This window comes from Chryseobacterium sp. MYb7 (assembly GCF_002979455.1).
Lineage (GTDB): Bacteria > Bacteroidota > Bacteroidia > Flavobacteriales > Weeksellaceae > Chryseobacterium.
The window spans coordinates 19,705-42,104 of sequence record NZ_PCOU01000032.1 but is presented as its reverse complement, the minus strand read 5'-3'; the positions used below and the strand labels follow the sequence as shown (position 1 = coordinate 42,104).

General features: G+C 37.7%; 16 protein-coding genes. 6 read left to right on the top strand and 10 right to left on the bottom strand.

The window, feature by feature from the left end:
* Position 1: 1 nt before the first annotated feature.
* The 4 genes from CQ046_RS20275 (at position 2) to CQ046_RS20260 (ending at position 5,085) form a co-directional block, all read left to right on the top strand.
* Positions 2 to 1,030, top strand: coding sequence for a methionine ABC transporter ATP-binding protein (locus CQ046_RS20275; protein ID WP_105704007.1), 1,029 nt, complete (start codon positions 2 to 4; stop codon positions 1,028 to 1,030).
* Complete coding sequence (metI, locus tag CQ046_RS20270; RefSeq protein ID WP_105704006.1) at positions 1,023 to 1,679, top strand: methionine ABC transporter permease MetI; 657 nt, start codon at positions 1,023 to 1,025, stop codon at positions 1,677 to 1,679. The genes CQ046_RS20275 and metI overlap by 8 nt, the downstream gene beginning before the upstream one ends.
* Positions 1,680 to 1,766: 87 nt before the next feature.
* The gene (metQ, locus tag CQ046_RS20265; protein WP_105704005.1) at positions 1,767 to 2,576 is read left to right on the top strand and encodes a methionine ABC transporter substrate-binding lipoprotein MetQ; all 810 of its coding nucleotides are present in this window, start codon (positions 1,767 to 1,769) and stop codon (positions 2,574 to 2,576) included.
* A gap of 298 nt (positions 2,577 to 2,874) precedes the next feature.
* A complete protein-coding gene (locus CQ046_RS20260; RefSeq protein ID WP_410493695.1) occupies positions 2,875 to 5,085 on the top strand; it encodes a glycoside hydrolase family 3 C-terminal domain-containing protein in 2,211 nt (736 codons plus the stop codon).
* A gap of 601 nt (positions 5,086 to 5,686) precedes the next feature.
* On the opposite strand, the gene CQ046_RS20255 is transcribed toward CQ046_RS20260, so the two are convergent.
* The 8 genes from CQ046_RS20255 to CQ046_RS20220 all read right to left on the bottom strand — a co-directional run bounded on the left by CQ046_RS20255 (position 5,687) and on the right by CQ046_RS20220 (position 18,082).
* Entirely contained in the window at positions 5,687 to 7,873 is a 2,187-nt protein-coding gene (locus tag CQ046_RS20255; RefSeq protein WP_105704003.1) for a TonB-dependent receptor domain-containing protein, read from the bottom strand.
* A 382-nt stretch (positions 7,874 to 8,255) separates the two neighbouring features.
* Entirely contained in the window at positions 8,256 to 8,807 is a 552-nt protein-coding gene (locus CQ046_RS20250; protein WP_105704002.1) for a DUF2652 domain-containing protein, read from the bottom strand.
* Between the two features lie 58 nt (positions 8,808 to 8,865).
* Positions 8,866 to 10,278 (bottom strand): efflux transporter outer membrane subunit, encoded by a 1,413-nt coding sequence (locus tag CQ046_RS20245; RefSeq protein WP_228407005.1) that lies wholly within the window; start codon positions 10,276 to 10,278, stop codon positions 8,866 to 8,868.
* 17 nt (positions 10,279 to 10,295) lie between these two features.
* Complete coding sequence (locus CQ046_RS20240) at positions 10,296 to 13,436, bottom strand: efflux RND transporter permease subunit (protein WP_105704000.1); 3,141 nt, start codon at positions 13,434 to 13,436, stop codon at positions 10,296 to 10,298.
* A 9-nt stretch (positions 13,437 to 13,445) separates the two neighbouring features.
* Positions 13,446 to 14,591: an efflux RND transporter periplasmic adaptor subunit gene (locus tag CQ046_RS20235; RefSeq protein ID WP_105703999.1), complete on the bottom strand. Its 1,146-nt coding sequence runs from the start codon at positions 14,589 to 14,591 to the stop codon at positions 13,446 to 13,448.
* Positions 14,592 to 14,808: 217 nt separating this feature from the next.
* Positions 14,809 to 15,723: a helix-turn-helix domain-containing protein gene (locus tag CQ046_RS20230; protein ID WP_105703998.1), complete on the bottom strand. Its 915-nt coding sequence runs from the start codon at positions 15,721 to 15,723 to the stop codon at positions 14,809 to 14,811.
* Between the two features lie 102 nt (positions 15,724 to 15,825).
* Positions 15,826 to 16,557 carry a metallophosphoesterase gene (locus CQ046_RS20225; protein WP_105703997.1) on the bottom strand — a complete coding sequence of 244 codons (732 nt, stop codon included), beginning with the start codon at positions 16,555 to 16,557 and terminating at the stop codon, positions 15,826 to 15,828.
* 136 nt (positions 16,558 to 16,693) lie between these two features.
* Positions 16,694 to 18,082, bottom strand: coding sequence for an MFS transporter (locus CQ046_RS20220; RefSeq protein ID WP_105703996.1), 1,389 nt, complete (start codon positions 18,080 to 18,082; stop codon positions 16,694 to 16,696).
* Between the two features lie 142 nt (positions 18,083 to 18,224).
* Here CQ046_RS20220 and CQ046_RS20215 point away from each other — a divergent pair, with 142 nt between their 5' ends.
* Positions 18,225 to 18,695, top strand: a complete 471-nt coding sequence (locus CQ046_RS20215) for an Lrp/AsnC family transcriptional regulator (RefSeq protein ID WP_105703995.1) — start codon at positions 18,225 to 18,227, stop codon at positions 18,693 to 18,695.
* Positions 18,696 to 18,773: 78 nt separating this feature from the next.
* Here CQ046_RS20215 and CQ046_RS20210 read toward each other — a convergent pair whose 3' ends face one another.
* Both CQ046_RS20210 and CQ046_RS20205 read right to left on the bottom strand, forming a co-directional pair.
* A complete protein-coding gene (locus CQ046_RS20210; RefSeq protein WP_105703994.1) occupies positions 18,774 to 19,289 on the bottom strand; it encodes a hypothetical protein in 516 nt (171 codons plus the stop codon).
* A 17-nt stretch (positions 19,290 to 19,306) separates the two neighbouring features.
* The gene (locus CQ046_RS20205) at positions 19,307 to 20,308 is read right to left on the bottom strand and encodes a hypothetical protein (protein WP_105703993.1); all 1,002 of its coding nucleotides are present in this window, start codon (positions 20,306 to 20,308) and stop codon (positions 19,307 to 19,309) included.
* 507 nt (positions 20,309 to 20,815) lie between these two features.
* Between CQ046_RS20205 and mnmE the strand changes: the two genes are divergently transcribed.
* Positions 20,816 to 22,201 (top strand): tRNA uridine-5-carboxymethylaminomethyl(34) synthesis GTPase MnmE, encoded by a 1,386-nt coding sequence (gene mnmE, locus CQ046_RS20200; RefSeq protein ID WP_105703992.1) that lies wholly within the window; start codon positions 20,816 to 20,818, stop codon positions 22,199 to 22,201.
* The last annotated feature ends 199 nt before the right edge of the window (positions 22,202 to 22,400 follow it).

Here is a 22,400-nt window from a genome sequence, read left to right as displayed (position 1 = left end):
AATGATAGAGATCAGAAACATATCGAAAACATTTCACCAGAAAAAACAGTCCTTTAAGGCACTGGATAAGGTGAGTTTAAATATAGAGAAAGGAGATATTGTAGGAATCATCGGTTTTTCGGGTGCAGGAAAAAGTACCCTGATCCGTACAGTCAATTTACTGGAAAGACCGGATGAAGGGCAGATTATTATTAATGGTAAAGATTTTACCCAGCTCAATTCTAAGCAACTGGCTGAGGAACGTAAAAAAATCGGAATGATCTTCCAGCATTTTAACCTTCTTTCTTCGAGAACTGTTTTTGATAATGTAGCGCTACCTCTGGAACTGGACCATAGCAGCAAGGATGAAATCAAAAGAAAAGTCAATGAATTACTGAAGATCGTAGGGCTTGAAGATAAAGCCAATGATTATCCCAGAAGTCTTTCGGGAGGGCAAAAACAAAGGGTAGCCATTGCAAGGGCCCTGGCCAATGATCCTCACCTTCTGCTTTGCGATGAAGCAACCAGCGCACTGGATCCGGCTACAACGCAATCTATCTTACAGCTTTTAAGAGATATCAATCAGAGACTGGGAATTACCATCCTTTTAATTACCCACGAAATGGAAGTGATCAAAGCGGTCTGCAACCACGTTGCAGTGATAGACCAAGGAAAATTATTAACAAAAGGAACTTTAAGCGAGATTATTTCGGACAAAGAGAACCCGATAATCCGGCAATTTATAAATTCAGACATTATGACCCTGCCACAGGAACTCAGCAACAGACTGCAGAAAGAACCCAAAGAAGGTTTATTTCCGCTGGTCGAAATAGAACTTAACGAAAACATCACTGTTGAACAGATTCTTTCAACTCTATACAATCAATATAAAATCCCTTATAAACTTTTAAAGGCTGACGTAGAATATTTCGGAAATTCCAATTTTGGAAAACTTCTGCTGCAGCTTCAGGGTGAAGAGGAAGAAAACCAACAAGCGATCTATTATTTCAACCAAAATAAAATTCAAAATACAGTAAAAGGATATGCTTAGTGATACGGTAATTGCCCTTTTGGCAAAAGGAACCTGGGAAACGGTTTATATGACATTTTTATCCGGTTTTTTTGGATTTGTGCTGGGTCTTCCGGTAGGAATCATGTTATTTTTAACCAGAAAAGGACAACTACTGGAAAATGTGGTCTATCACAGAGGATTATCTATTCTGGTTAATATTTTTCGTGCAATCCCTTTTATTATTCTGATTGTGTGGATGATTCCTTTTACCAGAATTCTGGCTGGAACTTCTATTGGAGTAAATGCAGCTTTGGTTCCGCTAAGTGTGGGTGCAGCCCCGTTTATCGCGAGACTTGTTGAGAACAGCCTTATTGAGGTTCCTCATGGTCTTATAGAAACGGCAAGAGCCCTGGGAGCTTCTCCTTTACAGATCATTAGAAAAGTATTGCTTCCCGAAGCGCTTCCTTCCTTAATCAATAATGCAACGATCACTTTGATTACGCTTGTAGGATACTCTGCGATGGGCGGTGCTGTAGGTGCAGGTGGACTTGGACAGGTTGGTTACCAATATGGTTATATCGGTTATGATATTGTCATTATGAATACGGTATTGATTCTACTGGTTCTGCTGGTTTTCATTATACAATTTGCGGGAGATCGTTTATCAAAAAGTTTTGACCACAGGTAGTTAAGTTTGAGGGTTTGAGAGTATAGAAAGTTATTAATCTAGTTATTTTCGTTCTCTGTCTTCATCCATTTTAAATAAAAAATTAGAATGAAAAAAATAAATATTTTTGGTGTATTAACTGCAGGAATACTACTGTTCTGTGCTTGTTCGGGAAGAAAAGATGATCCGAACTTTATCCGTGTGGGAATTACCTATGGTCCGGAGCAGGAAATTGCTGAGGTTGCCAAAAAGGTAGCAAAGGATAAATATAACCTGGAAGTGGAACTTATTCCTTTTAATGATTATGTAGTTCCCAATGAAGCCCTGACAAATGGAGATATTGATGTCAATGCTTTTCAGCATCTTCCTTATTTGACAGAACAGTCCAAGCAGAGAGGATACAACCTCGTCCCTGTAGGAAATACATTTGTTTATCCTATTATAGCATATTCAAAAAAGATTAAAAATATCAGTCAGCTGCAGGAAGGCAACACGGTTGTTATTCCCAATGACCCAACTAATGGAGGACGTTCTCTGCTTCTTCTGCAGAAAGGCGGTCTGCTGAAATTAAAAGAAGGTGTAGGACTTCTGCCAAAAGTAACAGATATCACAGAAAATCCAAAACAGCTGAAAATCATGGAGATTGAGGGCGCACAGATCCCAAGGGTTTTAGATGACCGAGATGTTGTTGTAGGGATTATCAATAACAATTTTGCCGCTCAGGCAGGATTAGATTCTGAAAAACAGGGAATCCTTATGGAAGATAAAGACTCTCCGTATGTAAATCTGGTAGTGGCCAGACAGGATAATAAAAACAGTCAGAAAGTAAAAAACTTTGTAAAAGCCTACCAATCTCCTGAAGTGGAAAAGAAAGCCAAAGAAATTTTCAAGGGTGGAGCCGTGAAAGGATGGGATTAATGAGTGAGAGGGTTTCGAGATTCGGGATACGAGTTTGAGGGGTTTAGGGTTTGAGAGTATGTAAGGGTAGTTTTTTTACCTTCTATGCTTCTCTTCACTTTTTCATTCTTTACAAATAAAAATATTCAACAATGAGCTGTCTGCAAATATGTGGACAGTTTTTTTATTCATTAAAATTTATTTTCTCAATTTGAGATAATAAAAATTTTCTTTACTTTTGTTTTTAATCAAATAGAAAGGCATCATGTTAAAGAAAACCGTCATTATAAGTTTATTCACCTTTATTTCTGCTTCTTATATGGCTCAGACTAATAATACCCTTCCCGTTTATTTAGATGAATCCAAACCTGTAGAACAGCGTATTCAGGATGCATTATCAAGAATGACTCTGGAAGAGAAAGTGGCAATGCTTCATGCACAGTCAAAATTCAGTTCACCAGGCGTTCCAAGATTGGGAATTCCGGAATTCTGGACCACCGACGGTCCTCACGGGGTACGTCCGGAAGTAATGTGGGACGAATGGGATCAGGCCGGATGGACCAACGACTCTATCATCGCCTACCCTGCCGTGACTGCTTTATCCGCAACATGGAATAAAAAAATGTCATGGAATTATGGTAAAGCTTTGGGTGAAGAAGCCCGCTACAGAAAAAAAGATATTCTTCTGGGACCTGGAGTGAATATTTACAGAACTCCGCTGAACGGAAGAAATTTTGAATACATGGGTGAAGATCCTTATCTGACTTCAAAAATGGTGGTTCCTTATATTAAAGGGGTGCAGTCTAATGGAGTAGCAACTTCTGTGAAACATTATGCTCTGAACAATCAGGAGATGTTCCGTCATACGAGCAATGTAAATGTAGATGACAGAGCCCTTTATGAAATTTATCTTCCCCCTTTCAAAGCAGCGGTGACAGAAGGTGATTCATGGACAATCATGGGTGCTTACGATATGTACAAAGGTCAGTACGCCAGCCAGAATCAATATCTGTTAAATGATATTTTAAAGAAAGAATGGAATTATAAAGGCGTTGTAGTCTCCGACTGGGGTGCTGTAAACAACACGGAACAGGCGATTCACAACGGTCTTGATCTGGAATTCGGATCTTGGACCAACGGGCTTTCTGCCGGAACTAAAAATGCCTATGACAACTACTATCTGGCAAAGCCTTATCTTGACCTGATTAAAGCAGGAAAAGTAGGCACTGCAGAACTTGATGACAAGGTAACAAGATTGCTTCGTCTTGCCTATAAAACTACGATGAACCGTAACAAACCTTTCGGAAATATTGCTTCTGAAGAGCATAAAGCGGTTGCAAAAGAAATTGGTGAAGAAGGAATCGTTTTATTAAAAAATCAGGGTAACATTCTTCCTATTGACCTTAATAAAGCTAAAAAAATAGCGGTTATTGGAGAAAATGCCATTAAAATAATGACTGTGGGTGGAGGTTCTTCATCATTAAAAGTGAAATACGAAGCTCTACCTCTGGACGGAATCAAATCCAGGTTTGGAAAACAGGCCGACGTACAATATGCGAGGGGTTATGTAGGAGATATCGGAGGTGAATATAATGGGGTAAAATCCGGACAGGATTTAAAAGATACCCGTTCTGAAGCCGAATTACTGAATGAAGCTGTAGAATTGGCAAAAAAATCAGATTATGTGATTTTCGTTGGAGGTCTGAATAAAGCCGACTTCCAGGACAGTGAAGGAAACGACAGAAAAAGCTACGGCCTTCCTTATAATCAGGATCATGTAATCTCTGCTCTGGCAAAAGCGAATAAAAATCTTGCTGTTGTTTTGGTTTCCGGAAATGCTGTAGCTATGCCGTGGATTAAAGAAGTTCCCACCGTTTTACAGTCGTGGTATCTGGGTTCTGAAGCTGGAAATTCTATCGCCTCTATTCTGGCAGGTGATGCAAATCCGTCAGGAAAACTTCCGTTTACATTTCCTGTAAAACTTGAAGACAACTCAGCACATCAACTTGGAGAATATCCGGGACAGAAAGATGAATTGGCAGCAGGAAAAGGTAAAGATCAGAAAAATCCTATCAACATTACTTACAACGAAGGTGTTTTTGTAGGTTACCGCTGGCATGATACTAAAAATATAAAACCTCTGTTCAGTTTCGGTCATGGACTGAGCTATACAACTTTTGAATTCGGAAAAGCAAAAGCAGATCAGACCACCATTTCACAAGATGGTAAAATTACGTTTACAGTAACTGTGAAAAATACGGGTAAAAAGGCAGGTGCAGAAGTTGCACAGCTTTACATCAGTGATTTAAAATCATCAGTTCCACGTCCCGCAAAAGAACTGAAAGGTTTTGAAAAAGTATATCTGAATCCTGGAGAACAGAAAGAAGTTACTTTCACCATTGATAAAACAGCTTTAAGTTTCTTTGATGCTCAAAAACACGACTGGGTAGCTGAACCGGGAGATTTTGAAGCACTGATTGGAAATTCTTCGGATGCCATTAAAACAAAAGTGAAATTTACACTTAAATAAACTGAGAGTTAAGAGTATAAACTCTATTTAATAATTATTTGATAGAATGCAAACAGATTCCAATTGGAATCTGTTTTTGTATTTATACCGCGAATTACGATATTTTTAGACCTGTTAATTTTGTGGGATAAAGTTTTTTTAAACGCAAAGATTATTTAATTTGATCTATTATCTCAGGAAGCAAAGAAAGGCGATAAAGTCGCTGATGAAGCTAATTGATAATACGAATGCTTAGAAAGAATCAATTCTATTGATTCCATCTTTGCTCCCTTGCATTCAAAAGTATCTCAGATTAAAACTTTGCGTTAAAAATAAAATTCTAAATTTTAGATCTGCTCAAATATTCAATCTCCAAAAGCTTTTTAAACCATTAAGGAGTTTTAAGTGATGAAGAAAAGTTAAGATTCAAATAAATTTGAATGAAGCCCAGTACTTTATAAATATCTCCAGATATTCTCTTAATATTCTTAACAGCTTACTATTTTCTTAATGGTTCAAAAACTTCAGTGTAGATTTTCTGCTATAGCATAAATATTTTAGGTAAATAAAAAGCAGATTCCAAATTGAAACCTGCTTTTATTTTTATCTGACAAATTTTGGATTATTTTCCGCCACCGCCGTTTTTCTCTACATCGGTTTTGGTATTTTCTTTTACCTTCTGGTTTCCGAAACGCTTCACAAACGTAAGAGAAACTCCGTACCAGTCCCATTTTGAATATTCTCTGAAAGTCCCATCCTGGCTATAAGTTGTGTTATCTCCATAAGGTCTTTTAAAAATATTCATTAGCTGCATACTCAGCTCCATTTGGGTTTTTGGGAATATTTTAGTGACTGAAATATTGTGGAAAACATTGGTATTGTTCGCGTATGAATTTCCGTTGTTTTGATTGGCAAGTTCCACCCACGCACTCAGGTTAATGTTTTTATTGAACAGATTGGTATAAGAAACATTCGCAGAAGCTCCCCAATAGCTGATGTAATCTTTAGCTCCTAACTTGTTTTTTTCATTAAAATCTTTATTATTAATATAGTACCATCCAAATCCTGCATTGACGTTCAGCTTATTTTTCAGGAAGTTCTGATTGGTATTGGCAAAAAGGTAATATTTTTCAACTTTTCCATCAAAGTTCCCTGGTAACGAAACTGTTCTCCCATTTTCCGTTACATAAGTCGTCCAGTAATCCTGATTGGTATGCATATACCTTGCAGAAATAAAATACTTTTTCAGAATTCCGAATTTCAGATAAAGCCTGTCATTAGGATTGGGGTTCAGATTAAGGTTTCCTCTGGAATAGGTTCCGTTAATTTCAGGCATCACGAAAGGGTTAAACTCAGAATACCAAGGTCTCCAGATGCTTCGGTTATAGGTAAGACTTAAATCAAACTTCTCTGAAAAACTATACTTCAGCAATAGATTGGGAAGAAAAGTTCCATAAGAATCTCTTCTCTCTGTACCTGCCACATCCTGTGTTACTTTATAATCAATATATTCATATCGGATTCCGACTCTGGTTTCCAGTTTTCCGAAAAATGTTTTGCTGTAATTAGCATATAAAGAGCTTAAATGATCTTCATAATGGAATCTGTCATTCTTGGATAGATTGGCGTATTCCGGTGTACCATTATCAATACTGAATCCATAGAGCCTATTAGGAATAACATGGTTGTTCAATTCAGTTTTCCCTCCTACTTCCATGGTACCTCCTGTTTTACCAAAAGGATGGGTATAATCAATTTTCAGATAATAATTACGCATTTGGTTGCTACTGATAACTCCCAGCTGCTGGTTGGTAATCACCCCCTGCTTATTAATTTGTTTGTCAATCAAATTATCATTGTTATCGCCTGAATAATTGGTTCCCAAATTAACATCTAAAATCCTGTTCTTTTCTTTATCATAGTATTTGTAGAAGGCATTAGTTCCTAAATTTCGGCTGAATCCCCAGTTATTCTGGCTCTGGCGAAAAGATTCACCAGGATCTCCGTCTTTTGTCGTCATCCCATCAGATTCTGCTGAAAGTAAATTTCTGTTCTGTGAATATTCCAGCACAAATCCGAAATTATTTTTATCATTGATTTCAAATTCTGAAGTAGAGGAAAGAGAAGGGCTTTCATTTCTCATTAGGTTTTCAAGATTGAACTGGGTGAGCTTATTGCCCTCAAACCGGTTATCCCAGGTCTGTGTTTTCTGCACATAATTTCCGCTGTTGTAACTTCCTATAAAGGTTTGGGTAAACTTTTTCTTATGGTAATTCAGGTTAAAATTTGTGTATTGTGAATTCTTGGTACTTTGTCTGTTGTTCAGGGAGATGCTTCCTTTCAATCCTTCATCATCTCTCTTTTTCAGAACAATATTGATCACGGAACCTGAAGTTTCATATCTTGATGAAGGGCTGGTAATCACTTCAATCTTCATCAGGTTATCAGCAGGAATGGTTTTAAGGTATTCTTTTAATTCCTTTCCTGTAAAAACAGATTTCCTATCATTGATATATACCGTAACCATCTGTCCTTCAGCTTTTACATCATCATTATTGTCTATGCTTACCAAAGGGGTCATTCTAAGAACATCCCATGTTGTATTTCCTGCCAGAATTGCACTGTTAGCTACATTAAATACAGTTCTGTCTACCTTAGATTCTACGGTCGGTTTTCTGGCAACCAGAGTAACCGCTTCTATTTCTTTTGTATTTCCTTTTACAGTATCCTTTACGGCCGGGGTCTGAGCCTGCTGAGCCATTGCAAATGAACCTGCTAGTATTGCTATTGGAAATAATATTACTTTCATGTGAAATTATAGTTTTTCTATAAGACCATTATCTTCACAAGTTTGTTACATCAAAAAGTAAAAAAAAATAAAATAAATACTTAACTCCCAATAAGATATAAATTACAAACCCAACCATAAATTTAAAAACAGTGAAAAAATTTCAATAAATCAGCGTAATAAAAATCACATCCATAATAAATATTCTTAAAAATATATTTTATCTGTAAATTAAATTTTATTAAAAAAACTTTACAATTTGTCATGAATGCGTGAATCTTTTATTGTGAAAATAGGTTATTCATGATTCAAGTTTCAAAATTCTTATCAATAAAAAAGCCCGGATCTCACCCGGGCCGCTAGCAATAGCAAATTTACAAGGAATACTATTAAAAAATATATGCTAGTTTAAATTTTCAAAATAATGGATAACCCCCACTTCAGGCAGACGACGTGGATCCTTATTAAAATCAGACTCCTGATTTTTGCTGTTTTCCAGAAAAGAATTACTGAAAAGGGCGTAAGAAGGCTGTTCTGCCAGTCCGTTTTTCAAAAGTTGATGGGCTTCCACAATGGTTTTCCCATATAACTTTCTGAAGTTTCCAATATTATACTGTGAAAAAGAGCCGTAATGAACAATAAACTTGAGAGCCAGATCAATATTGGTACTCAAGCTCTTACTCAGCTCTTCAATTTTCCTGTTGAAGGCACTTCTCATCTTCCACAGCATTTTTGAAATACTCTGGTAAGACGGATTTTCATCATAACGGTAAAATAAAATGGCATCACCCTCAATCTCTGAAATTTCAAAATACTGATCGTTCACATCAATCAGTGTAGACAGTAACTGTCTTACAATATACTCACCTGTATACAATTTTGTATTGAACACAAATTCGGTAAATCCGCTGAAATCCGGAATTAAAATGATCCCCTCCTGTATATTTGTCTTCATAATGATATGGATTAAAAACCTGCTTCATCATTACAGACGAAGCAGATTCAATTTTACTTTATTGCCACCCGCCACCTACAGAACGGTAAAGCGTTGTTATAGCATTCAGTCTCTGGGTTTTCAGAGACGCCAGTTCCAATTCTGCCTGAAGTTTATTAGATTGCGCAATGATCACTTCTACATAAGTCGCTGAATTATATTTAAATAACAGATCAGCTTTCTTCACCGCTTCACCTGATTTCAAGACCAGCCCTTCTGCAATTTTCTGCTGTTCTTCCAGTTTCTGGATCTGTATCAGTGCATCTGAAACTTCGGCTACCGCTTTTAAAACAGATTGTTTAAAGTTGAGTTCCGCCTGATCAGCCACTACTTTAGACTGCTCATACTGTGTTTTCAACTGTTTCCCATTCAAAATTGGCTGGGCAACAGCTCCTGCCACCATTCCGAAAAGTGATCCCGGAACGCTGAACCATTTACTGATCTGAAAAGCATTTACACCGCCCTGCGCTGTAATATTCAATGAAGGATACATACTCATTTTGGCAACATGAATTGCTGCAGCACTCTTTCTTACCTCAAGTTCGGCCGTTTTAATATCCGGTCTGTAGCTTAATAATTCTGAAGGAACTCCTGCCGCCAGATGATCCGGAGACTGTACATTGTTCAGGCTTGCACTTCTTTCAATTTTCCCGGGCATTGAACCGGTCAACAGGCTCAAAGCATTTTCCTGGGTTGTCACAGAGCTTTCAATCGCAGGAATTGATTTCAAGATCTGATCTTTCACAATTTCCTGCTGCTGTACAGCCAAAGCTGTTGTTAATCCCAATTCCTGCTGTTTCGTCAGAAACTTCAATGTATTATCAGCATATGCCAGATTAGATTTTGTAATCTCCAGCTGCGTATCCAGCATCAGCAGGTTATAATATCCCTGCACTACAGCAGACACCACTTGTGTTTTTACCGCCTTTGCGGCTTCCTGTGTTTTCAGATATTCTGCTAATGCCTGTTCTTTTCTTCCTCTGATCTTACCCCACATATCGGCTTCCCATGAAAAACTAAGCGAAGTTGTATAATCTTCCATATACCTTTTTCCCATGAACTGTCCGGCCATCATCCCGTTCATACTGTTGTCTGAAGGACGGTTGATATTAGCATTGGCAGAAGCACTGATTGTCGGAATATTAGCCCATTTGCTTTGAGTATAGGCCAATGACGCAAATTCTATCTGCTTTAAAGCTACCTGAAGATCATTATTCTGCACCATCGCTTTATCTATCAAGCCTACAAGAACCGGATCTTTGAAAAAGTCTTTATAACTGATCTTAGCAATATTCTCCTCTTGTCCCGCAACAATGCTGTCACTTCTGAAAGCTTCAGGCATTTTTATTTCAGGCTGTTCATATTTCTGAACTTTACAGGAGATTGCCGTTCCTGAAATGAATGCGATATATGCTATATTTTTAATTTTCATTTTTAAAATCATTTGAATTAATATTCCCAATCCGCATCTGTAACTACCTTTCCGTTGATTCTCTCATGCAAAGCCTGGAATACCACAAAAAGAACCGGAACCACAAAAATTCCTAAGATCGTTCCGAAAAGCATCCCTGAAATGGCCGCATACCCGATAGAATGGTTACCCATTGCTGAAGGTCCTACCACAAAGATCAATGGCAGTAATCCGGTAATAAATGCCAGAGAGGTCATCAAAATAGGACGCAAACGTGCTTTTGCCCCTTCTACAGCGGAAGCAATAAGACTCTTCCCTGCTCTACGTCTTTGGATGGCAAATTCCACGATAAGAATACCGTTCTTCGCCAACAATCCGATCAGCATCACCAAAGCAATCTGTACATAAATATTATTGGATAATTCTGCGAATGTAATTCCCACAAACACTCCTGACAAACCTACCGGAATCGCGATCAATACCGCTAATGGAAGAATATAACTTTCATACTGCGCTGATAAAAGGAAGAACACAAACACGATACATAATCCGAAAATCATGACAGATTGCGAGCTCGAACCTGCTTCTTCACGGCTCATTCCTTTATAATCGTAAGTATATCCCGGAGGAAGTACCTGCTTGCTCACCTCATCAATGGCCGCCATAGCCTGCCCGGTACTGTATCCCGGAGCCGCCATTACCGTTAAATTAGAAGAATTAAATAAGTTAAAACGATCCACTACTTCTGCTCCTGTTACTTGTTTCAGGCTTACCAAAGTATTGACAGGAACCATCTGACCCAGATTATTTTTCACAAAAATTCCATTCAGAGATTCTTTATCCTGTCTTGTTTCCGGCGTAGATTGTACCAGTACTCTGTAATATTTCCCGAATCGGTTAAAATCAGAAGCCTGAATACTTCCATAATATCCCTGCATTACTCCTAACACATCAGAAACATTTACTCCCAACTGAGCAGATTTTACTTCATCCACAAGCACTTCAAACTGTGGATAGGTAACATCAAACGTAGTAAATGCTACCGCAACTTCCGGTCTCTGCATCAAAGCTCCCATCATTCCGTAGGAGATATTTCCTAAATTCTGAAGTTCTCCGTTGGTACGGTCTTGAAGCACCAGTTCCATCCCGCTGGTATTACCGAAACCGTCTACCGTTGGGGTATTGATCACAAGGAAATTAGCTCTTTTATCCTGAGAAAGCATTCCCTGAGTTTGTCCGATGATGTCATTGATATTATTAACAGCACCTCTCTCGCCTCTTTTTTTTAATTTAACAAAAATAGAAGCTGCCGAAGATGACATGGAACCACTGAATAAGTTTAGTCCGTCTACTGAAATCACTTTGTCTACTGCCGGATTTTTCATTAAAAGATCTTCCGTATCGGAAACTACTTTTGATGTTCTGTCCTTTGATGCTCCAGGAGCAAGATTAGCGGTTACGATAATGAAACTTTGGTCTTCATCCGGAATAAATCCTTTAGGTGTTGTCATAGACATCCATGCAAACAGTCCACCGAAAGCCACAATAATAATCAAAGCCACCCATTTTCTTTTTAAAAGGAACAATACAGCTTTTCCATAACGGAAAGTCAGTTTATTGAAGCTCGCATTGAATCCTGCAAAGAACCGGTCTTTGAAATTCATTTTTTCATGAGTTCCCGGATGATGTTGTTTTAAGAATAAAGCACATAAAGCCGGACTTAATGTCAATGCGTTAATTGCTGAAATTACAATGGCAATCGCCAGTGTCAATGCAAACTGCTGATAGAATAATCCTGTGGAACCACTCATAAAAGCCACCGGAACGAATACCGCTGACATGATCAATGTAATCGAAACAATAGCTCCTGTGATCTCACTCATGGCCGACATGGTAGCTGCTCTTGGATTAAGTTTTTTATGTTCCATCTTAGCATGAACCGCCTCTACGACAACGATCGCATCATCAACCACAATACCAATCGCCAACACCAATGCAAACAATGTCAGAATATTAATAGAGAATCCGAAAACCTTCATAAAGAAGAATGTTCCCACAATAGATACCGGAACTGCAATGGCTGGAATCAATGTTGAACGGAAATCCTGAAGGAAGATATACACCACAATGAAAACCAGAATAAATGCTTCTATCAGGGTATGAATAACCTGTTCTATGGATTGATCCAGCGCGTCTTTTGTCGCATAAGGAATTTCATAATCCATTCCTGCAGGAAAGGATTTTTCCAGTTCTTTCATTCTTTCCTGAAGGGCAATCTGTACTTCATTGGCATTGGATCCTGCCATCTGGAAGATCGCCATCGTTACAGATGCTTTTTTATTGTAATTGGAAGAAACCGTATAACTGTACGCTCCGAATTCTACTTTGGCAATATCTTTTAACTTTAAAACAGAACCATCGTTCAATGCTTTAATCGTAATGTTTTCATATTGTTCAGGCTCTGTAAATTTTCCTTTGTAGCGAAGAACATATTCCATGACCTCTTTACTTCTTTCTCCTAATCTTCCGGGTGCTGCTTCAAGGTTTTGGGTCTGAATAGCACGGGAAACATCGGATGGCGTAAGATTGTAAGATGTCAGTTTATTGGGATCCAGCCAGATACGCATAGAATAATCTTTATTTCCGTATACCATGGCATCTCCTACTCCTTTTACCCTTTTCAGTTCGGGAACGATATTGATTTTTGCATAGTTTTCAAGGAAAAGATCGCTCATGGTTCCGTCTTTACTGGTCAGAGAGACCATGGCAATCATACTGTTCTGTCTTTTCACCGTCGTAATTCCTGCCTGAATTACCTCTGCAGGAAGTTGGTTGGTCACCTGTGCTACCCTGTTCTGAACGTTAATAGCGGCCTGATCGGGATCAGTTCCCAATTTGAAAATAACAGTAATACTCAATGTACCATCATTACTGGCCGTAGACGTAATATAGTCCATATTTTCCACTCCATTAATGGCGTTTTCCAATGGTGGTGCTACGGATCTTGCAATGGTTTCAGCGTTGGCTCCCGGATAAGCAGCTGTTACCATGACGGTAGGGGGCGCAATGTCCGGAAATTTGGTAATCGGAAGGCTTACCATCCCGACAATCCCGAGAATAACAAGCAATACGGAGATAACCGTTGCCAGTACGGGTCTTTTTATAATTTTCTTTAGCATGATTTCTTCTTAGGATTTTTTCTGTTGAGCATTTTTCTTTTGTGCCACGACAGGAGTTCCCGGCTGTAGACGGTCAAAACCGCTGGTGATATACTCATCTCCAGCCTTCAGTCCTTTGGCTACAATAAAATTGTCTCCGGCTTTTCCGTTTACTTCAACCGGAAGCATTGCTGCCTTCCCGCCCTGAATCGTGAACACAAAGACTTTATCCTGAATGGTTCTGGTAGAAGCAATCGGGAGCAAAACAACATTGCTGTAGAACTGATCCAGTACAATTTTACCCGTGTTTCCACTTCTCAAAAGATTGTTGGGATTGTTGAATTTTGCTCTTAGCGTAATAGATCCGGTTGTTTTATTAAACTGACCTTCTACGGCATCAATCTTTCCTGTTTCCGTATATTTTTCACCTCCTGAAAGTAATAATGAAACTGCCGGTGTATTTTTGATCACCTCACCAATACTGCTTCCTGTGTATTGTTTCTGGAAATTATTAAAATCATTTTCGCTCAGACTGAAGTACGTATACACCTGATGAATGTCTGATAAAAGAGTAATCGGATCCTGATTACCCGGCGTCATTAAGCTTCCGAGACGATAATTGAATCTTCCGATAAATCCGCTCACCGGAGCTTTAATGGTAGAGAAATTAAGATTGATTTTTGCAGACTCAATGGTTGAAGTAGACTGGCTTACCGCTCCACGTGCCGCATTATAAGCAGCTTCTGCCTCTTTTACCTGAATTTCGGAAACCATTTTGCTTCTAAATAGTTCTTTTTTTCTGTCCAGATCAATTTTAGAAGTTGAAAGGTTCGCCTGAGCGGTAATTAAAGATGCCTGAGCACTTTTAAGCTGTTCACGGAAGACCTGATCTTCAATTTTGAATAATGGCTGACCTGCTCTCACAAAATCACCTTCATCCACAAAAATTTTGCTTAAATATCCTGTTACCTGAGGTCTGATTTCCACATTGGAAACTCCCTCGATAGATGCTGCATATTCTCTGGAAACAGAAGCGTCTCCCTGTATCACTTTTGCCACGGGTAATTCCGGCGCCTGCTGCTGATAGCCTTGGTTTTGATTATTTTTCCTGCACCCCGCCAATACGATCAGCGAGAGGAAAAGTAGAGTTGATTTTTGAATAAAAAATCTTTGCATAACAATAGTCCTTTAAAATTTCCGCACAAAATTCGAACGAAAAAAATTTAATAGGATTATTCGAAAAACTCCTTGTTTTGTCAAAAAGACTCCTTATTTTTAAAAATATGAGAAATATCATTCATAGACAACATAAATGATAATATTCAGTATTTTAAATCAAAATAATAGTTGAAATTTAGCAAAAAGACGTCTTAAATTTATAAATTACTGATTATCAATACAAATCATCTTTTCTATATTCCAGGGGAGATCTCCCTACGTGTTTTTTAAAAAACTTACTGAAAGACGCCTGATCTGAAAACTTCAATTTTGATGCTACTTCACCAATATTCAGGTTGGGATTTCTTAGCAGTAATCTGGCTTCTACAGCCAAAACCTGATGTATAATATCTCTCGGGGATTTAAAGACTGTTTTATTGATCACTTTCGTAAGGTATTTGCGGCTGATAAAAAGTTTATCTGCATAGAACTGAACATTATGTTCTTCTTTAAAATGATCCTGAACCAGCTTAAAGAAACTGGTCGTCAGCTCATCTTCTCTGTTGGTTACAACGTGAGGTTTTTCTATTTTCTTAAAATAATTATCAATTTCGTAGATCACCAGCGAAAAGTGATGCCAGATCATTTCATTGAAATAATAATTCTCTTTTTCCTTATCGTTCAAAACCTTCAATTCATCGAGATGGAAATTTATTTTTCTGTATACATCCGGTTCATTTCTGATGATGTGGGTAGGATCTGACGAAAGGCTTTTCAGAACATTGTTTGATTTATAATTAAATCCTGCATCAGAAATAAAATTCAATGAAAAGAAAATATATTTAGCATTGTAATCTTTAGAAATTTCATCCACCCAAAAAGTTTCTAACATCGGACAAAAAACAATATCACCCTTGGAAACTTCATAACTCTTGTCATCCAATCTGAATGTGACTGCTCCTTTCTGTACCATAAAAATGCAGAAATAATCTGAACGGTAAGGAATGTTCGGCTGTATGATATAATTAACCTTATCAATTTCCATCACAACAAATTCCTTGACTCTAAGATCAAACTCAACCTGCTGAAGAACTTCGTCAAAAGCTAGCTGCGAAACAAAATCAGGTTTAGGCTGGGATTTTTTAGGCATTGGAGAAAAATTAAATACGAAGGTAGTGTAAAAAGAAAAAAGAGCCAAGAAGTAAAGGTAGCCGAGAAAGGCAGATAATTGAATTTCACTTTTTATGGTTTCCTAAACAACAATCAGCAATTCCTTATCGTAGCCGTTATATTTTTCATCGATATATCCATGAGGATTACAAATCACCTCTGTTTCTCCGATCTTATATCTGCACAGCGTATGAATATGCCCGTGAATCCAGTATAACGGTTGGTATTCTGTAATTAAATCTTCCAGATCAGAAGCATAGGCAGCTGTTAGCGGATCTTCTTTGTAATGTTCGGGAACAGATTGTATACTGGGTGCATGATGGGTAACGACTATATTTCTAAGCACTTTCGAATCTTCAAGGCTTTCTTTTAACCATTGTTTTGAAAGCTGATGGATTTTGAAGGTATCCAAAGTTCTCATTTTTGAATAGGAAGGATCCCGACGGATCATCTTATAGTCATTCATTTTAGGCTGACAAAGCATTCCGTATTGAACAGGATTTCCGAAAATTGAAAAATCTGTCCATAAGGTAGCCCCATGAAAACGAATTCCATCAATATCTATAAATGTATTCTCCAGCATATGAACGTTGGTATCCAGCGATGCTTCCTTAATTTTATTGAGTGTTTTCGGGTATGAACCTTTGTAGTATTCATGATTTCCCAAAATATAGATTACAGGTTTATCGGGTATTGCCTCTTTAATCCATTCAATTCCTTTAGTTCCCAGGTTGACATCACCTGCCAATACTACAATATCCGCATGATCAAAACATAATTCCGTACTTCCAAATTCCCGATGAAGATCGCTGATGACCTATATTTTCATGATGTATCGTAAAAAGACAAAGGTAATAAAGGGAAAATAGAATGACAAGAAGACAAAAAAAGAACCGGCACCCAACCACCGATTCTTTCGTCATATAGTTTGTATATTTTTAGACCGCTTATTATGAAACAGCAACTTCCGCCTCCTTTACTTTTAAGCTTTTTACTATAAAATAGAATAACATTCCGAGGGCTAATAGAGCGTAACCGATTAAAATAATCAGATTCAGGCTTCCTACTGATAGTTCTGACGGAAAAACCTGGCTCATTAACGTCATGAAAGACAGCCCGATTCCCGCTCCCAGAAAGTAACTTGTAGAGCTCAAACTTGATGCTAATCCGTAATGTGCAGGCTCAACATCCTGAATTCCCATGACTGAAAGCGCGGTAAAACAAAACGTCATTCCTACTCCGGAAATACATGCTGCTCCCAGTAAAACTATTATTAGCGGATGCCCTGTATAAACGGAAATCAACAGTAACAATCCTCCAGCCAGCATAAATGACCATCCTAAAATACCCATTTGAGAAGAATTCAGACGTTTTGATATTTGTGGCAGAATGAATTTAGCCGTTAAAGCAGACAGGATACTGAACGGAACCAACATTAACCCTGCAGAAGCAGCACTGTGTCCCATATCTTTTTGAAGCATCAGTGAAATAAGAAATAAAAATCCAATAAAAAATGCTCCCAAAGTAAAGAATACGGCATTGGAAACTACCAGGGATTTATGTTTAAACAATTGTAAATCCACCAAAGGCTCAGCAACGGATTTTAAACGGTAATAAACCATAACAAGCAGCACTAAAGCCAACACCAGAGAACCTATTACCAAGAAAGGCTGGTCTTTAATATGAACCAATTCGTGGGTTCCGTAAGTTAAACTTAGTAATCCTAACACCATTAATACCCCTGAAACCAAATCTGTTTTCTGCTCAGTTTCGTTTTTTTCATCTACAGGCAGGTAATAGTAAGACAGTATAAGCGTAATTAAAAGAATAGGAACATTGATCAGGAAAACCCAATGCCAGCTTAAATAAGTACTGATAATTCCGCCTACTGAAAGACCGCTTCCAGAACCAATAGCCGCAAATGAGCTGAAAATTCCGATGGCACGATTTCTCTCCTGCTCTCCTCTGAAAGTATTGGTCACAATGGATAGTGCTGCTGGCATTACCAATGCGGCTCCCAACCCCTGCAAAGCACGGAATATTGCCAATACTTCAAAATTCTGGGATAATCCTGCTCCTAACGAAGTCAGCATAAAAATCAGGGCTCCCCATAAAAACATTTTCTTTCTTCCAATCTGGTCTGAAAGTTTTCCTCCAATGATAAGAAATCCTCCAAAGAACAGTACATACAATGTCTGTAACCACTGAACAGTTTCCGCTCCAATTTGAAACTGCTGCTGAATAGAAGGAATTGTTAAATTAATAATGGCAATATCCAACGCCTCCACAAATGTTCCTACCGATGCTAAAATTAATATTAAATTCTTCCTTGTATCCATGTTCCAAATTTCCTGCAAAATTAAAATTAACAGAACATATATGAAAATTTAACCTTAAATTTGGAACGATATTGAAAATATTAAATATTTAAAAGAACAAAATACCTGATACATCTTAAAAAAACTATAAAAACAGAACAAAATGGCAACTGAAAATTATATTCCAGATGAAAAAGACTTGTCTATCCTCCGTTTGCTTCAGAAAGATGCGAAGATGAGTGTCCGTGATATTTCGGCAAGAATCAACTTAAGTCCCACTCCTACTCATGAACGTATCAAACGTATGGAAAAACAGGGAATCATTAAAGAGTATACGGCTGTGGTAGACCGTAAAAAAGTCAATAAAGGAATGATGGTAATCTGTATGATTGCCTTAAATGTTCACAATAAGAAAACAGCTGGAAAATTCATTGAGGAAGTTGGTAAACTGAAGGAAGTAGTGGAGTTTTACAATATCAGTGGGGATTTTGATTTTATGCTGAAGATTCTCGCTCCCAATATGGATGAATTCCATGAGTTTTTTGTGAATAAATTATCAGAAATTCAGGGGATTGGACAGACGAAGAGTATTTTTGTGATGAACAGCATCAAGGAAAGTGCGCAGATTGTTTAAGCTAAAAAAGCAGCTATATAAAATATACATCCGCTTTTTCATTTTAAACCAGAATTTTCTAAATTATTCTGTTGTTATTTATTTCCAGTAATTCCAGACTGAGCCATCAAATACCGCCAGTGTCTTGCTGGTTGTATCATAGCAGATCATACCTGGATAAGGATTTTTTACGTTAAGATGCGGTGTTGCTACTTTGGGAAGAATCATTGCTTTATTCGGGGATTCCAGAACTAATACACCATCGGCTGCACTGGTTGCTTCCCCCATAATTACTCCTTTGCCTGTTTCTGCAGAATTGTTGACCAGAATCACACTTGAGTTTCCGGTATCTGATAAGGATTTCCAGGCATCATTTTCATACATTTTTACTTTGCTATCTGTCACATCAAAAATGAATGTTCCGTTCACTAAAGATCCTGTAGGAAATCCGGATGTGGCGGGAAGAATTAAACCTTTTGTATTTCCGGCTCCGTTTTCAAAATCCAGCACTGTACTTCTTCCATCTATCGATTGCTTTCCAATGGCTACCTGAGCAAAAAATGAGTTAAAAATCACCAAAGCCACTGCTATACTTATATTTCTTATATTTTTCATATTATTTATCGGTTAGATTAATCATTACAGCTTCTTTGCACACATTTCCATTCAGTACCATTATAAAGCTTTACACATTTATCCTGAATATCGTACAGAAGCATTCCTTCTTTTGGCTCTGCGATGGCATCTCCAGGCTGTGGAGTCTGGCTTACATGCTGAACTCTGGTAATAACAAAGCCTTTATTTTTTGATTCCAACGTTAAGAATCCATTAGGTATATTTTCCGGCCAGGAATCACGTTTCTGCTGTACGGTAATTCCGAATTTGGTATATCCGTCAGGAGTCCCTGAAATTCCGGGTTTTGTACAAAATCCATCGATCTCATCAATAATCAGGGGTGCATTTCCACAACTAGATTTATCTTCAGACAATCCTTCAGGCCAAAGAGAAGGACACATTGCTTTTGTTGCATTCGGTCCACAAAAACTGGAATTTCCCATTCCTAATCCTGTTACGGATCCCATCACAATAGCTACGATCTGGCTGTCATCACTGATGATGGAAGCTCCACCTCCCCCACTTACGTCTGCTTTTGCAATACAATACGCTCTTCCGGTAGGAATACCTACATATTCAACAGAAGGATAGGTTGTAGACTGCTGGGTAAATGTTCCACAAATTTCTACCACACTGCTTGTTCCCATTTCAATAACCGAGGTTGTTCCGGGATAAAAGCCCCCAAAAGAAGGATCTTCCTGAATCACTGATCCTACAAGGGACAGAAAAGATTTCGCTCCTAATTTGATTTTTGAATTCTTCTGAGATCCGAAAGTTCCTACTTTCACTGTTCCTGTCAACTTAACACTTGCTCCATCACCAATTTCCAACACTCCATCTACCTGAATACTATTGGATTGCAATTGTCCGGATTGTATGATAAGAGTTGCTCCGTTCGGAATACTGATATTGGTGCTTACACTAAGGTTTCCGTTGAGGCAATAGGTATTTCCGCTTGTGATTGCCTGTCCGGTATAAGGAATACACTGCGAATACGTCACAATGCCAAAAACAAGCATTAATAAAAAAATGATTTTTTTATTAATATTTAAAAATAATAATCTATTCATATGTATTTATAATATTTTAACGAATTATCACCGTTTTAATGAAAAATATTTAAATTTTCAACATCATCGACCGACTATTAAACAATTAACATACCAAACACGTGTTTAATTTTTTAATAATTAGTCAATTACGTCATCAGAGCATGTGTTTTTCTACACGGTTAAAAAATTTATAAATATTACACTTCAACCTATTGTACTCTTTAAAAATGATCAGCATTGAAGAGAATTTTTAAGGCTGAAATATTATTTTTTCAATATAATTTAGGTTATCGTTTAATAAAAAAAATATTGTGTCTTTACATACAGGATTCTTATTCTCAATACGGAATAATCAAAACGGCAGCAAATTGTACCATGATCTGCTTTTCACTATTTTCCTACTGAATAAAGCAATAGATAATCTGAATGGCAGACCTCAGCGAAAATTCATATTAAAAAACGTAAATTTGCAGCATGAATAACGATACGATATGTGCACTGGCTACTGCCAATGGAATAGGTGCTTTAGGCATCATCCGAGTTTCAGGAAATGAGGCTTTATCTGTAGTTCAGAAAAGTTTTCCGGCAAAAAAACTGGAAAAACAAAAATCCCACACCATTCATTACGGTTATTTTATGGATGAGGAAGAAGCTATTGATGAAGTTATGCTTTCTATCTTCCTTGCTCCGAAAAGTTTCACCACTGAAAATTCTGTGGAGATTGCTTTTCACGGCTCTCCACATATCGGAAAACGTATTCTTGAAACCCTGATTAAAAATGGTGCAAGAATGGCTAAAGCAGGAGAATTTACACTTCGTGCTTTTATCAACGGAAGAATTGACCTTTCTCAGGCAGAGGCGATTGCTGATGTGATTGCTTCTGAAAATGAAGCTTCAAGAAAAGTAGCCATCAATCAACTGAAAGGGGGAATCACCAATGAGATATCTCTATTAAGAACTGATCTTCTAAATTTTGTTTCTCTGATCGAACTGGAACTGGATTTTGCTGAAGAAGATGTAGAGTTTGCAGACAGAACTGCTCTGAGTGGATTATTGGATAAAATTGAACTAAAATTAAATTCTTTGATTGAGAGTTTCCAATACGGAAATGCCATTAAAAACGGAACTGCCGTTGCCATCATCGGAAAACCGAATGCCGGAAAGTCTACGCTACTGAATTCTCTTCTGAAAGAGGAAAGAGCGATTGTGAGCAATATTGCAGGAACAACGAGAGATACGATTGAGGAAGTTCTTCATATTAAAGGTCACGCCTTCCGATTGATTGACACTGCAGGACTTCGTGAAACGGTTGATGAAATTGAAGCCATCGGAGTAAAAAAAGCTAAAGAAAAGGTAGAAAACGCTAATATTCTTGTATATCTGGCAGACGCTGCTACGGAGGATTTTTCGGAGGATATTGAAATGATTCAGTCACTTTTGAGAGAAGATCTGAAACTGATTATCTGCGCCACAAAAATTGATGAAGTTATTCCAACAAAATACGAAACGGTAGAAAATATTTTCAGAAATGCCATTTCTCACGAGTTTGATTTCATTAAAATTTCTGCGGTTGAAAATCAAAACATCCAGGATCTGAAAAATGAGCTTTCATCGTATGTAGAGCATTTAAAAACTGAGGAAAATAATGTTGTAATCACCAATCAACGTCACTTTGAAGCCCTAAGAAAGTCTTTGGATGCTGTTGACAAAGTGAAAGAAGCTATTTCTTTCCAAATCTCTACGGAATTACTGGCCTATGAACTGAGAAATGCTTTAGAACATCTTGGAGAAATTTCCGGAGAGGTTACCAATGATGAAGTACTAGGGAATATTTTTTCTAAGTTTTGTATCGGCAAATAGCCTATCTCTGTAAACCCCTATGAATACTGCGTTTAATCAATGTTTTATGAAAATGTTGAGTGACATTTAATGACATTTTATACCATTAATTGACATTATTTTTGTTACTAATCGTGATACTGCGTTGTAAAATCGTACTACTTTTTTGAATTTTATGACACTCGGAGAAATTATCAGTGGTAAATACTGCTAAATAATG